Origin of the sequence: Bacillus sp. AFS041924 (genome assembly GCF_002577195.1) — a bacterium.
Classification (GTDB): Bacteria; Bacillota; Bacilli; order Bacillales; family Bacillaceae_G; genus Gottfriedia.
In genome coordinates this window covers 14,031-27,644 of record NZ_NULG01000025.1, presented here as the reverse complement: position 1 = coordinate 27,644, position 13,614 = coordinate 14,031, and the positions used below count along the sequence as shown (strand labels likewise).

Sequence of the window (13,614 nt, the reverse complement as noted above, 5' to 3'; positions counted from 1 at the left end):
TCTATCCTATGCTTTCCTATCCTTGCCTCTTTTGTCTCAATTTGTCGAACATAGATTAAAGGAAAATGGTAGAAAATATCGAATATTATCAATTGTAAGACTAAAATATTTGTTTCTTTATACTTGGAATATGAGGACTCCACTGCTATTTGCCGCAGTTGGAGACATTCTTACGTTTTTTAAAACGTACCTAAATATTAAAAGGAGAGTGACTAACACATGGATTTTTTATTATCTAAAGAACAGCAAATGATTCAAGAAATGGTACGAGATTTCGCAGCGAAGGAAATTGAGCCTTTTGCAGAAGAGCTTGATCGTGATAGTAGATTCCCGATTGAAACGTTCAAAAAAATGGGTGAATTAGGTTTATTAGGTATTCCGTTCCCTGAAGAATACGGCGGTAGCGGTGGGGATACAATTAGTTATGCGTTAGCTGTAGAAGAAATTGGGCGTGCATGTGGTGGAACAGGCTTAAGCTTTGCGGCAACATGTTCATTAGGTGCTTCTCCAATTTACTATTTTGGTACAGAAGAACAAAAGCAAAAATATTTAGTCCCTATGGCGCAAGGAAAAACACTTGGTGCTTTCGGTTTAACAGAGCCAAACGCAGGTTCTGATGCTGGTGGAACACAAACAAAAGCAGTTTTAGAAGGCGACGAGTACGTTATTACTGGTGAAAAATGCTGGATTACAAATGCTCAGTATTCTAACACATTAATCGTAACTGCTTATACTTCAATTGATGAAAAAGGAAAGAAAAATATTTGTGCGTTTATCGTACCAACTGACTCAGAAGGATTAACAATTACAGATCCTTATGACAAGATGGGTGTTCGTGCTTCGAATACGACTCAAATTGTATTAGACGGTGTACGAATTCCAAAAGAAAACATTCTTGGTAATCCTGACAAAGGTTTTGGCCAATTCTTATATACTTTAGATGGTGGAAGAATTTCAATCGCAGCACTTGCTGTAGGTATTGCACAAAAAGCTCTTGATAAAGCATTAGCATATGCTAAAGAACGTAAACAATTTAAACAACCTTTATCTAGTTTCCAAGCTATTCAGTTTAAGTTAGCTGATATGGCTATGGGAGTTGAATTAGCACGAAACATGGTGCATAAAGCTGCATGGTTAAAAGACAATGGAAAACCGTTTACGAAAGAAGCGGCGTTCGCTAAGTTATACGCATCTGAAATCGCTTCCAAAATTGCGAATGAATCATTACAAATTCATGGTGGATATGGCTACATGAAGGAATATGGTATTGAGCGTTTAGTTCGTGATGCTAAGTTACTTGAAATTGGTGAAGGTACTTCAGAAATTCAACGTATAGTAATCGCACGTCAATTAGGATGCCGATAAGGAGCGAGAATATGATCAAAATACTTATTGCAAACCGTGGGGAAATCGCATGTAGAATTATTGAAACATGTAAAAAGCTTCGCTATCAAACTGTGGCAGTTTATTCAGATGCTGATAAAGAAAGTTTGCACGTTAAGTTAAGTGATGAAGCTTTTTCTTTAAAAGGAAATCATACAAAAGATACGTATTTAAACGCAGATTTAATTATAAAAATTGCAAAAGAAAATAATGTAACAGCAATTCACCCAGGATATGGTTTCTTATCAGAAAATAGTGATTTTGCTAGAAAATGTAAAGAAGCAGGCATCTTATTTGTGGGTCCAAAGCCAGAGCATTTAGAGATGATGGGTGAAAAAATTAGAGCTAGACAAATAATGGAGCAATTAAATATTCCAGTAATTAAAGGGAATTCTCACCCAATTCAATCTGTTGAAGAGGCAATAGAAATTGCAGAACAAATTGGTTATCCTGTTATGTTAAAAGCTTCTAGTGGCGGCGGCGGAATTGGCATGAAGCTAATTGAAAACGAAGCACAGCTAGAAAAAGAATTTTTAACAACACAAACGAGAGCTCTTCAATTTTTTGCAAATGATGATGTATTCATTGAAAAAGCAATTATTAAACCGAGACATATTGAAGCACAAATTGCTGCTGATACTCATGGTAATGCTGTTTTCTTATTTGAAAGAGATTGCTCAATTCAAAGAAGAAACCAAAAAGTTGTTGAGGAAGCACCATCACCATTCCTTTCAGCGCAAGGTAGAAAAAAGCTTGAGGAATATGCTCTTACAATTACTAATCAAATTAAGTATGTAAACGTAGGAACAATCGAATTTTTAGTTGATGAAAAAGAAAATATTTATTTCTTAGAAATGAATACTAGATTACAAGTTGAGCACGGTGTAACGGAAGGTATTACAGGAATTGATTTAGTTGAATGGCAATTCCGCATTACATTTGGTGAAACACTTCCAATGCGTCCTACTCATGTAGAAATGAATGGTCACTCGATTGAAGTGAGGGTTTATGCTGAAGATCCTAAAACATTCTTCCCATCTCCAGGAACAGTTCAACATTGTAACTTCCCAGAAGAGATTGGTGTACGTATTGATACACATCTATATGATGGATGGGTAGTATCACCATTTTATGATCCGTTATTAGCGAAAATAATTGTAACAGCAAATACAAGAAAAGAAGCAGTAATTCAACTGCACGATTATCTTAAAAAAGTAGAAATTGAAGGCATTAAAACAAATGTGCCATTTTTGATTGATATTCTTTCAACGATTGCATTCCAAGAAGGCGACTATACAACAAGCTTTATTAGTGAATATCAAAAAGTGAAATGAGGTAATTAGATATGGAAAACTTAACTGCAATGATGGCTGGAAGCGTATGGAAATGTCTTGTTTCTGTAGGAGATGAAATTAGTAGTGATCAAGATTATGTAATCTTAGAATCTATGAAAATGGAAATCCCACATACTGCTCCTTATAAGTGTAAAGTCGTAAATGTATTCGTAAACGAAGGCGATTTTGTAAATGAAGGCGACTCTTTAATCCAAGTTGAAAAATTAGGATAGGAGTAAAAAATGATGAAGCTACCTCAATCGGCTCTAATAAGAGAAGTAGGACCACGTGATGGTTTACAAAATGAAAAACAGTTTGTTTCAACCAACCAGAAGCTTGAATGGATAAATTTATTAGTCGATAGTGGTTTGTCTTATATTGAAGTTTCTTCATTTGTGAGACCTGACTGGATTCCTCAATTAAGTGACTCTGTAGATCTGTTTACAAAGCTTAAGAAAAAAGATGGGGTTACTTATGCAGCTCTAGTTCCTAATAAAAGAGGTTTAATGAGCGCATTTGAAGTAGATGCAGATGAAGTTAATTTCTTTGTATCTGCTAGCGAAACACATAATTTAAAAAACAAAAACGCGAGTATCGAACATTCAATGAATGATATTCGCTCAATGATTACAGAGTGTAAAAATAATAAAAAGACTACTAGAGCCTATATTTCAACTGTATTTGGTTGTCCATATGAGGGCGCAGTTGACCAGATGAAGGTTATCAATCTTGCAAACCAATTACTTGAATGTGGCGTAGATGAAATCTCTTTAGGAGACACGATCGGAATTGCAAACCCACTTCAAGTGAATAGCTTTTTAGAAAATTTAGTGAAAGAAGTACCAGCTAATCGAATTGCAATGCATTTCCATGATACATATGGTCGCGCAATTGCAAACGTATATACTTCTTTACAATTTGGTATTGAAAAATTTGATTCTTCAAATGGTGGACTAGGTGGTTGTCCATATGCACCAGGAGCTAGTGGAAATGTAGCTACTGAAGATGTTGTTTCATTACTTCACAGTTTAGGTATTACAACGAATGTGGACGAAAAGAAACTTCATCAAGCTACTTCATATATCTCTGAACAAATGAACTTAAAACCAGTTAGTAAACTATTTTCCGTATGGAATGGTTCAAAGGAGAGTATTTAAATGGAATCAAGTTTATTAGTGAGCGATATCGGTCATATTAGAATTCTAACTTTAAATCGTACAAGTGCAGCTAATTCATTATCACGTGAGTTATTAGATGCTCTTCATAATCAAATGGAAGAGCTAAAGAAATCATCTATACGAGCTGTTGTATTTACGGGTAGTGGTTCATCGTATTTCTGCAGTGGTGCTGATTTAAAAGAAAGAAGAGGCATGACTGAGAGCGAGGCCAGAGAGACTGTTGAAAAGATCGGTACACTTTTTGAAAAGGTTGAAAGATTACCAATGCCAACAATTGCTGCAATCAACGGTGTTGCCTTAGGTGGAGGACTAGAGCTTGCTTTAGCCTGTGATATAAGAATTGCACATAAAGAAGCAATCGTTGGTTTACCAGAAACATCTTTAGCAATTATTCCAGGTGCTGGTGGTACTCAAAGACTTCCACGTTTAATTGGTCTTGGAAGAGCGAAGGAACTAATCTTTACTGGCAAACGCTTAAGTGCAGTTGAGGCAGAGGGATATGGCATTTTAGAACATGTTGTTGAAATAGATGAATTACAAAATAAGGCGCTAGAAATGTGTGAAACAATTGCAAGTAAAGGACCTCTTGCAATTCGTGCAGCTAAAAAGGCTATTCAACGTGGTTTCGATCTACCTTTAGACTTAGGATTAAGATTAGAAACATATGAATACGAAACTTTATTGCATACAAACGACCGTATGGAAGGTTTAGTAGCATTTCAAGAAAAGCGTAAACCGCAATATAAAGGAGAGTAATTGCATGTCAAACGAAGCAACATATCAAGCTCGAAAAGAACAAATACTTTCTGGTGGGAAAGAAAAATATCATGAGAGCAATGCCAAAATTGGAAAGCTCTTTGCAAGAGAAAGAATAAATCAACTTTTAGATGAAGACAGTTTTGTAGAGGATGGTTTCTTTGCAAACTGTATGAATGAAGAATTTCCAGCGGATGGCATTGTAACAGGGATCGGTAAAATTAATGGCCGCACTGTTTGTGTAATGGCAAATGATTCAACTGTAAAAGCAGGTTCATGGGGCGAAAAAACAGTTGAGAAAATTATCCGTATCCAAGAAACTTGTTTAAAAATGCTAGTACCTCTAGTTTACTTAGTAGACTCTGCTGGAGCTCGTATTACTGATCAAGTATTCATGTTCCCAGGTAGACGTGGTGCTGGACGAATATTCAACAATCAAATTAAGCTATCAGGCCAAGTACCTCAAATTTGCTTATTATTTGGACCATCTGCTGCAGGTGGAGCATATATTCCTGCATTTTGTGATGTTGTATTTATGGTTGAAGGTAACTCTTCAATGTACTTAGGTTCACCTCGTATGGCTGAAATGGTAATTGGTGAAAAAGTTACACTCGAAGAAATGGGTGGAGCTAGAATGCACTGTTCAGTTTCAGGCTGTGGAGATGTTTTATGTGAGTCAGAAGAAGAAGCAATTACTAAGTTAAAAGATTATTTATCTTACTTACCAACTAATTTCAAACAAGGAGCTCCTGTTGTTGAGGCTAAAAATCCTGTACAAAAGGAGAAATCTTTATCAGAAATTATTCCAAGCAACCAAAACGTACCATTTTCAATTTATGAATTTATTGACCGAGTAGTTGATGAAGATTCATTCTTCGAAATTAAAAAGCTATTTGCTCCTGAACTAGTAACTGGTTTTGCTAGATTAGATGGACGTAGCGTAGGAATTGTCGCTAACCAACCAAGAGTTAAAGGTGGCGTATTATTCCACGATTCAGCTGACAAGGCAGCTAAATTTATTAATTTATGTGATGCATTCCATATTCCTTTACTATTCTTAATGGATGTACCTGGATTCATGATTGGAACAAAAGTAGAGCGTGCAGGAATTATCCGTCACGGTGCAAAAATGCTTTATAGTATGAGTAATGCATCGGTTCCAAAAATTTCTGTAATTGCTCGTAAAGCATACGGTGCTGGACTTTACGCAATGGCAGGCCCTGCATTTGAAACGGATTGTGTAATTGCATTCCCAACTGCTCAAATCGCTGTAATGGGTCCTGAAGCAGCAGTAAATGCTGTATACGCGAAAAAAATAGCAAGTTTACCAAAAGAAGAACAAGCTACCTTTATCCAAGAAAAACGTAAAGAGTACGCTGAGGATATCGATATTTACCGCTTAGCATCTGAGCTAGTAGTAGATGTAGTCATCCAACCAGAAGAACTACGTGCAGAGTTGGTTAAACGCTTTGCATATTACTCAGAATCATATGAAACGCCAACTACAAAAAAACATGGAGTTTATCCGGTATAATTTTTAATGAAGCAGCCCTACAGAAGGGCTGTTTCAGTTTGTAGACAAAGTCTCAAAAANNGAAGAAAGCGAGCGTTTGGCGGGCAGTCTGAAGCAGCCCTACAGAAGGGCTGTTTTTTTATGATCTCAGTTGGTAAATGGTTAATATACGATCGTCCAAAACTATTTTGAGCTGGACAATTGGTTTATGAATTAAACAAACGTTTGATTTATTGAGATTAAAAGGTGTTTTTAATAATATTTTAGATTTAAAGGTAATTTATGTTTTATTAAGAAATTATAATAATAGAGAAAAGATTTGAAAGCTTTTATAAAAGGGGGGCAAACAAAATGAGTAAATATGCTCAAAAGCTGAAAGAATGGCATAAGCAGAACTTACTTGATGAGTCTACAGTAAATCGAATACTAGAGTATGAAAGTCATCGAAATAAAGCTGAGAGGCAATCGTTTTTAGGGAATATTGTGCCGTTTTTAATTGCATTACTTGTGGCATTTTCGATTTTAGCACTAGTCGGTAGTAATTGGAACGAGTATAGCCAAACCATAAGATTAGTTATCATTTTTGTAACACTATTTATTTTCCATGCAGTTGCATTTATAAGTTATCAAAAAGGCAAAGAATTATTTGGGAATTGTTTAAACTTTATTAACGTAATCGGTTACGCATGTGCATTCGTTTTAATTGTTCAAATGTATCAATTTTCTAGTGACAGTCCAGTATTTCTTATCACTTGGACGATATTAGCGTTTCTTTATTATTATGTGTTAAAGCATAATATGTTTTATTATCTTTTCTTAGGGATTGGATTTTTTAGTCTGAGCTATAGTGCTGGAATAGGAACTGCACATGTTTATCTACTTCAAATTCCTTTGTTACTTTGCTCAATTTATTTCTTGAAAATCATGAAGAATCGATGGAATGCTAGCTTTAATTATACATTTCTAGGATATATAATCATTATGTTTTTCGAAACAATGTCAGATCGTCAATATTTCACACCAATTATTCTAGTTGTGTTTATCCTTTGGTACTTAAATGAACGGGGTGTAATCGACTATGTTCTACTACCTGTATTTACCATGTTTGTATGGATAAGCACATTTTTTATTTCAATTTCTGGAGAAGCATATAATGTAGTTGTTGAGCTACAGGAGGAGTTTTCATATGGTTTTTTAAAACCGATAGCAGTGCCATTTTTTAATACTATTATTCTATTAATCCTTTTGTTAGCTATCTATACTGCTTACAAGAAGTGGAAGGATAAAGAACCAATAAAAAATTATCTCTGGATTTTCTTATTTCTATTTTTATTACCAATAATAGGTGTTCAATATGAATTAGCCAATATAATCGTAGGCGTATTAATTTTATTTGCTTATTCTTGTATCCGTTTGTTTAAAGGAGTCTCAGGTCAGGAAAAAGGAAGCATTATTATAGGTTTCATTGCATTTACTTCACTTGTTATTGGCATCTATACAGGGGTTGGTATTTCATTTATAAGTAAGTCAATCGTGTTTATCGTCCTTGCAGTCGTTTTATATTTAGTATTTCTACAGTCGAAAAAAGCAAGGGGTGATATACATGCAAAATAAAAAGAAGTTACTTTTGCTATCAATCATCCAATTTGTTCTATTAATAGCTTTACTTGGAAACATCATGTACTTTAAGCAGTCGGCTGATACTTTTAGTATAGAATCAAAAAGCGTGGATCCAGTAGAACCCTTATTAGGTCATTATGCAGCTCTTTCTTATGAGTTTGACACAATAACGATGAAGGATTGGAAGGGTGGGTCTAAACCAAAAGAAGGAGAAAAAGTATATGTTGTCTTTCAAAAAGGAAGTAGCGATATTTACTTATTCGATTATGTAACAGATCAACGTCCAAAACACTCAAAATACATTACAGCAACTATCCAATACTCATATTTTGAGGAGGAAGAAGAGTTTGTTCTCAAGCATAATTTAAGTCGCTTTTATATTCCTGAAAGTCGGATGGACGAATACAATCAAGGTGGCACTGAGTATATCGTTACTGTCCAACAAAAGGGAGAGCGATCAGTTGTGAAAGACGTTGATATTTCAAATAATTAAATGGAAAGAAGCTCATTCGTATGAATGAGCTTCTTTTAATATTATGCTGATATTTCATCTCGTTTTAATAATTTTGCTTTTACTAAACGGTTACCTACAATAACTCCTAAAGCTGAGGCAATATATGCTTTAACTAATCCAAGAATAATGAAAGGATAAAAACCGAAAGCCATTGCATCTTGCCAGCTTAGAGAAGCTGCAATTTTTAACCACACAGTACCAAAAATTAGCGTAACAAACATTCCGATTGTGTTTGCAATCATCGCATTTAAGACTGTGAACTTAGTTTTTTCAATATAGTAAGCAATTATAAACATAGTTGGAATAAATCCGATTAAATATCCACCAGTAGTACCAACTAAAACACCAAATCCCGCAGCACCACCTGCGAAAACGGGAATTCCGATCGCACCAAGTGCTAAATAAAGAAGTAGTGAAATTGTGCCGTATTTTTTACCTAAAATCGTTGCTGCCAAACCAATTGCTAATGTTTGCCCCGTGATTGGAACAGGAGAAAAAGGCAAAGGAATAGAAACTTGAGATAGAATACCAATAATTGCTGCAAATAAAGCTGAATTAATAAGCATTTTTAATCGTTCTTGTTGCATTAAATAATCTCCCTTTCTTTATGTTAACTTATTTATTTTGTTAGTTAACATATTATAAATTAATTATATTTTATATAAGAAGAATGTCAATATGGTTAAATTTAAAGGGGATAAAATGCATTAGGTTGAATAAAAAAATTAGTTGTTTTTATTTTAATTGAAATACCATTTTTTTCATTTAGTTTGTGGACTAAATAAATAGACTTTAGTCATATTTTACTAAAGATAATCACTGAAACTATATTAAGATAGTAAAAAAACTATAAAAATAAAAATAGAAAAGTGTTGACATATACGAAGAATAGGAATAAAGTATGTATTAATTAAATCACGAAAAGCAATGATAGGAATTTTAGTAGTGGAGTTTTCCCTGTAACAGAGAGCTGGTGGTTGCTGCAAACCAGTACATAGAACACATGAATTACGATCCTAGAGCATCTTCTTCGAAACGAATAGTGAGGGGAAGACGGTGAAGAGCCGTTATGAAATGAAGATATTAGTATAGCTTTTAATACTAATAATTTAGGGTGGTACCGCGAATAGACTATTTCGTCCCTACTGTGTGAACAGTAGGGGCTTTTTTATTTTAAGAAAACAATTTAATTAAATAATGATAAGCAATGAATGGAACTTAGTAGTGAAGTTTTCACTGTAATAGAGAGCTGATGGTTGGTGAAAATCAGTACATAAAACGACATGAATTACAATCCACGAGCATCTTCTTCGAAACGAATAGTGAGGGGAAGACGGCGAAGAGCCGTTATGAAATGAAGATATTAGTAAGTTTTAGTAAAACAGCTAATAACTAGGGTGGTACCGCGAATGTAAAGTTCGTCCCTACTGTGCAAACAGTAGGGATTTTTTTATGTTCAAAAATCTATGATACATGTATTTATGTAGCGGAATAAGCTATAAGTGTGGGGAAACAATGAAATCATTGAAAACCCTGCATTTTATGGTGTCTAGTTCCAGGCGTTAGCCCCTCGAGGTCATAGGCCAAAGACCAATAAAGGTAAATACCGACCTTTATTAGCCTTTGTCCTATGCTTGTCGGGGCTGAGCAAACGCCTTCCACATTTCGGGTTTGAAAGGAGTGATGTGTTTGGTTGATTATGACTATATATACCGAATAAAAAAAGATTTTGTAGAAAGAAGGAGTAACTTGGAAAAAGTAGAAATGGATAAATGATGGAAACTGGCTTAGAAATGCTCAAACAAGCTTTTAGCAAGAATAGATAGAACGGGTATTTTTAAGAAAGTAAAGTAATAGATTTTTAATGAATTAATTTTAAAAAAGGGGATTTGATGACATGAAAGAAGCAGCTTTTGAAACAAAAATAATACCACCTCATTTGAAGCAATACTTATCGGAACAAAATTATGATCTATACACGCCAATTGATCATGCTGTATGGCGTTATGTTATGAGACAAAATCATCACGCATTAAAAGATAAAGCACATGAGGCATTTGTTGATGGATTAAAAATGTCAGGAATTGAAACGGAAAAAATTCCAAATGTAGCTGAAATGAACGAGTGCCTTTCAAAAATTGGTTGGGGTGCAGGGATCGTTAATGGATTAATTCCAGGCGCTGCATTTTTTGAACTTTTAGCAAATGGTATTTTACCAATCGCAACTGAAATTAGACAAATAACGAATATAGAATATACACCTGCTCCAGATATTATTCATGAGGCTGCAGGACACGCGCCTATTCTTTTTGATCCTGTATTTAGAGAATACGTTCAAAAAATAGGTTCAATTGGTGCAAAGGCATTTGCTACGAAAGAAAAACAAGAATTATTTGAAGCAGTTCGAAATTTAACGATTGTAATGGAAGATCCAAAGTCGACTCCAGAAGAAAAAGCTGCTGCACAAAAATTAGTTGAAGAAAGACAAAAAGCGATTGTTGGAATCTCAGAAGCTGAAAAAATTTCACGCGTATTCTGGAGAACAGTTGAATATGGTTTAATTGGTGAAGTAAATAATCCAAAAATTTATGGTGCCGGTTTATTATCATCAGTAGGTGAAAGTACACATTGCTTTACAGATGCAGTAGAAAAACTTCCTTTCTCTATTGAAGGTGCTACAGAACATCCGAAAAATATAACTGAAATGCAAGCACAACTATTTGTATGCAAAGATTTTGATGAGCTAATGCAAGGTGCAGAAGAATTAGCAAGCACGATGGCATTCCGTGTTGGTGGTACTGAAAGCTTAGATAAAGCTCTTAAATCGAAAAGTGTTGCTACATTTGAATTAAATTCTGGATTAAGTGTAACAGGTATTGTTCATGCAATCTTAAAAGATGAAAACGGTGAAGCGATTTACGTTAATACAACTGGTGAAACAGCACTTTCTATAAACAATAAACAGTTAGATGGTCACGGAAAAGACTACCATGCAAAAGGATTTGGTACACCAATCGGGTTACTTAAAGGTGATATTGAATTAGCAGAATGTGACGATGCTGCACTTGAAAATTTAGGTATTGTCGTAGGCAACTTTGTTGATTTAGAATTCTCTAGCAATGTAAGCGCTTCCGGTAGAATTGTGAATATCATTAAAAATGACGATAAGATTGCATTAATCTCATTTGAAGACTGCACTGTTACGTACGAAGGAAAAGAATTGTTCAAAAAAGAGTGGGGAACTTTTGATATGGCAGTTGGTTCACGAGTTGAATCAGCGTACCCTGGAGCAGCTGACCCTACATCTTACTTTAGTGATTCAATTAAAGACATAGAGTTCGTAATGGAGACACCTGCTCCATTAACTGAATTAGAAAAATTATATAAAGAAGTTAGAGTAATTAGAGAAAAGAATACATTCTGTGACGATTGTATTTCGAAATTAATTGCTGTGCATAACAAGCTTAATAATGAACACCAAAATGATTGGTTATTACGTTTAGAATTACTTGAAATTGCAACAGTTAATCCTAAATTAGAACAAATGATTGAACCACTTAAAGCTGAATTGGAAGTATTAAGAAAAGAGGAGTCTTTTAAGAATCTTATTACAAATGGCATAAATCTAGTTTGATAAATTTGAATAGCTGGAAAAGTGTTACTTCATAAAGAAGTAATGCTTTTTTTATTTTTTAGTTCTGGTAATCTAAACATATAAATAGGAATTTATTCAGAATGAGAGAGGTGTTTTCGATGACATTTGAAATAAAAGGAATTGATCATATCCAATTGGTTTGCCCAAAGGGTGGAGAGGAAGAAGCTAGAAAATTTTATAGTGGAATTTTAGGTATGAAGGAATTGCCAAAGCCGGAAAACTTAAAAGGCAGAGGTGGATGCTGGTTTATTTGTGGTAATCAAGAAATTCATATTAGTATTCAAGAAGACTTTGTAGCCCCGAAAAAAGCTCATCCTGGATTAATTGTTACTAATATTGAGGCTTTAAGAGAGCAATTACTTCATCTTAACTTCGAAATCAAAGAGGAACCGCCAATTGAAGGGAGAACTCGATTTTTTGTTAATGATCCATTCGGAAATAGAGTCGAGTTTTTAGAATTTCATTAATAAACATTGACCTATGTACTTAGAGTTTTTGCTGAATATTAGACGAAAGAGCATTATCCTCCTTTAAGCAGGAAGTAATGCTCTTTTTATTGAAACTAGTAATGAAGACAAAAGCAATATTTAAAAAGTTTCAGTTATTGTTAAAGTCTATGTAATGCTTTAGGAGGTTTGTTATGAAATTTATCGCGTTTGAAAATACACATATAGATGAAGCGGCTAGTCTTTTGGCTATCCGTCATATGTATGAACGAAATAGTAACCACCCTGAACTGCCTTCAAAATTTGAAGCTGTTGAATATGCCAAAAAGGCCATTGAGGTGCTTTTTAATGATAAAAATAACTTTGGCATCGCAGCAATGAGTAATTCCAAGTTAATTGGTTATATGATCGGGTCAATTCATACAGATAAAAATCGAGAACGCCATACTTGGATTAAGTATGCAGGGACGGCGATAGCAAAAAACGCAAGTGTAGAATTATATCGTGAATTATATGCTGAGTTTGCTAAGAAAATGGTAGAGCATGGTTCGTTTAATCATTATGTGATGGTACCAAGTGGAAATAAATTTGCTTTAGACGCTTGGCTACATTTAGGATTTGCCTACGAGCAGGTTCATGGTATACGTGATCTGTCTATTTCAGTAGATAAAGTTAATGAAGATGTTCAAATTCGAATAGCAAATAAAGAGGATGATAAGAAAATTCGTCAACTAGCAACTGTCATCATGGAGCATCAAGCAAAATCACCTGTATTTGCACCTGGTTTTATTGAAGAAAGAGAAGACTATCAAGAGGGGTATGCAGAATTAATCGATGATGAAACGGCTACTTTGTGGTTAGCAATCGTTCAAGATGAGATTGTCGGTTTTCAAGTATTTGATCGAGCACTAACATCAGATGAGAATTTACTAACGCCTGAATCTTGCATTAGTTTAGTAGTAGGAGCAACAATTAAAACATCTCGTGGTAAGGGCGTTAGTACTGCCTTATTACATCATGGACTCAAATTTGCAAAAGAAGAAGGCTATAAATTTTGTGAAACGGATTGGAGAATAACCAATTTAGAATCTTCAAGATTTTGGTCAAAAAATGGGTTCAAACCAATAGCATATCGATTAACACGCAAAATCGACCCAAGAATATTATGGGCAACAGGGATTTAATATTGCAGAAAAAATAGGAAAAGCAGGGAGT

At 34.6% G+C, this 13,614-nt stretch carries 12 protein-coding genes and 2 other annotated features; of the genes, 11 read left to right on the top strand and 1 reads right to left on the bottom strand.

Translation table 11 applies throughout. The features are described from left to right. Positions 1-219: 219 nt before the first annotated feature. The 8 genes from COC46_RS08930 to COC46_RS08895 all read left to right on the top strand — a co-directional run bounded on the left by COC46_RS08930 (position 220) and on the right by COC46_RS08895 (position 8,277). Positions 220-1,365, top strand: coding sequence for an acyl-CoA dehydrogenase family protein (locus tag COC46_RS08930; protein ID WP_098809368.1), 1,146 nt, complete (start codon positions 220-222; stop codon positions 1,363-1,365). An 11-nt stretch (positions 1,366-1,376) separates the two neighbouring features. Next, on the top strand, positions 1,377-2,717 hold the full coding sequence (locus COC46_RS08925; protein ID WP_098809367.1) for an acetyl-CoA carboxylase biotin carboxylase subunit: 1,341 nt from the start codon (positions 1,377-1,379) through the stop codon (positions 2,715-2,717). Positions 2,718-2,728: 11 nt separating this feature from the next. Next, positions 2,729-2,950, top strand: a complete 222-nt coding sequence (locus COC46_RS08920; protein ID WP_056469678.1) for an acetyl-CoA carboxylase biotin carboxyl carrier protein subunit — start codon at positions 2,729-2,731, stop codon at positions 2,948-2,950. Positions 2,951-2,962: 12 nt separating this feature from the next. Continuing rightward, positions 2,963-3,874, top strand: a complete 912-nt coding sequence (locus COC46_RS08915; RefSeq protein WP_098809366.1) for a hydroxymethylglutaryl-CoA lyase — start codon at positions 2,963-2,965, stop codon at positions 3,872-3,874. Beyond that, positions 3,875-4,651, top strand: a complete 777-nt coding sequence (locus COC46_RS08910; RefSeq protein WP_098809365.1) for an enoyl-CoA hydratase-related protein — start codon at positions 3,875-3,877, stop codon at positions 4,649-4,651. It begins immediately after the preceding gene. A 4-nt stretch (positions 4,652-4,655) separates the two neighbouring features. Next, entirely contained in the window at positions 4,656-6,185 is a 1,530-nt protein-coding gene (locus COC46_RS08905) for an acyl-CoA carboxylase subunit beta (RefSeq protein WP_098809364.1), read from the top strand. A gap of 330 nt (positions 6,186-6,515) precedes the next feature. Beyond that, positions 6,516-7,778 carry a DUF2157 domain-containing protein gene (locus tag COC46_RS08900; protein ID WP_098809363.1) on the top strand — a complete coding sequence of 421 codons (1,263 nt, stop codon included), beginning with the start codon at positions 6,516-6,518 and terminating at the stop codon, positions 7,776-7,778. Continuing rightward, positions 7,768-8,277, top strand: a complete 510-nt coding sequence (locus COC46_RS08895) for a GDYXXLXY domain-containing protein (RefSeq protein ID WP_098809362.1) — start codon at positions 7,768-7,770, stop codon at positions 8,275-8,277. The genes COC46_RS08900 and COC46_RS08895 overlap by 11 nt, the downstream gene beginning before the upstream one ends. Positions 8,278-8,318: 41 nt before the next feature. On the opposite strand, the gene COC46_RS08890 is transcribed toward COC46_RS08895, so the two are convergent. Further along, positions 8,319-8,885, bottom strand: coding sequence for a biotin transporter BioY (locus COC46_RS08890; RefSeq protein WP_098809361.1), 567 nt, complete (start codon positions 8,883-8,885; stop codon positions 8,319-8,321). Between the two features lie 331 nt (positions 8,886-9,216). Next, positions 9,217-9,445, top strand: a binding site (T-box leader). Positions 9,446-9,496: 51 nt separating this feature from the next. Continuing rightward, positions 9,497-9,727 (top strand) — a binding site (T-box leader). Positions 9,728-10,195: 468 nt separating this feature from the next. Here COC46_RS08890 and COC46_RS08885 point away from each other — a divergent pair. The 3 genes from COC46_RS08885 (at position 10,196) to COC46_RS08875 (ending at position 13,583) form a co-directional block, all read left to right on the top strand. Beyond that, the gene (locus COC46_RS08885; protein WP_098809360.1) at positions 10,196-11,932 is read left to right on the top strand and encodes an aromatic amino acid hydroxylase; all 1,737 of its coding nucleotides are present in this window, start codon (positions 10,196-10,198) and stop codon (positions 11,930-11,932) included. A 119-nt stretch (positions 11,933-12,051) separates the two neighbouring features. Further along, positions 12,052-12,420, top strand: coding sequence for a VOC family protein (locus COC46_RS08880; protein WP_098809359.1), 369 nt, complete (start codon positions 12,052-12,054; stop codon positions 12,418-12,420). Positions 12,421-12,593: 173 nt separating this feature from the next. Further along, positions 12,594-13,583 (top strand): GNAT family N-acetyltransferase, encoded by a 990-nt coding sequence (locus COC46_RS08875; protein ID WP_098809358.1) that lies wholly within the window; start codon positions 12,594-12,596, stop codon positions 13,581-13,583. Positions 13,584-13,614 lie beyond the last annotated feature (31 nt).

Coding starts and splice junctions, on each gene's coding strand:
- COC46_RS08890 (WP_098809361.1), bottom strand. CDS start 8,885: ATGCAACAAGAACGATTAAAAATGCTTATTAATTCAGCTTTATTTGCA.
- COC46_RS08915 (WP_098809366.1), top strand. CDS start 2,963: ATGAAGCTACCTCAATCGGCTCTAATAAGAGAAGTAGGACCACGTGAT.
- COC46_RS08930 (WP_098809368.1), top strand. CDS start 220: ATGGATTTTTTATTATCTAAAGAACAGCAAATGATTCAAGAAATGGTA.
- COC46_RS08875 (WP_098809358.1), top strand. CDS start 12,594: ATGAAATTTATCGCGTTTGAAAATACACATATAGATGAAGCGGCTAGT.
- COC46_RS08880 (WP_098809359.1), top strand. CDS start 12,052: ATGACATTTGAAATAAAAGGAATTGATCATATCCAATTGGTTTGCCCA.
- COC46_RS08920 (WP_056469678.1), top strand. CDS start 2,729: ATGGAAAACTTAACTGCAATGATGGCTGGAAGCGTATGGAAATGTCTT.
- COC46_RS08905 (WP_098809364.1), top strand. CDS start 4,656: ATGTCAAACGAAGCAACATATCAAGCTCGAAAAGAACAAATACTTTCT.
- COC46_RS08895 (WP_098809362.1), top strand. CDS start 7,768: ATGCAAAATAAAAAGAAGTTACTTTTGCTATCAATCATCCAATTTGTT.
- COC46_RS08885 (WP_098809360.1), top strand. CDS start 10,196: ATGAAAGAAGCAGCTTTTGAAACAAAAATAATACCACCTCATTTGAAG.
- COC46_RS08900 (WP_098809363.1), top strand. CDS start 6,516: ATGAGTAAATATGCTCAAAAGCTGAAAGAATGGCATAAGCAGAACTTA.
- COC46_RS08925 (WP_098809367.1), top strand. CDS start 1,377: ATGATCAAAATACTTATTGCAAACCGTGGGGAAATCGCATGTAGAATT.
- COC46_RS08910 (WP_098809365.1), top strand. CDS start 3,875: ATGGAATCAAGTTTATTAGTGAGCGATATCGGTCATATTAGAATTCTA.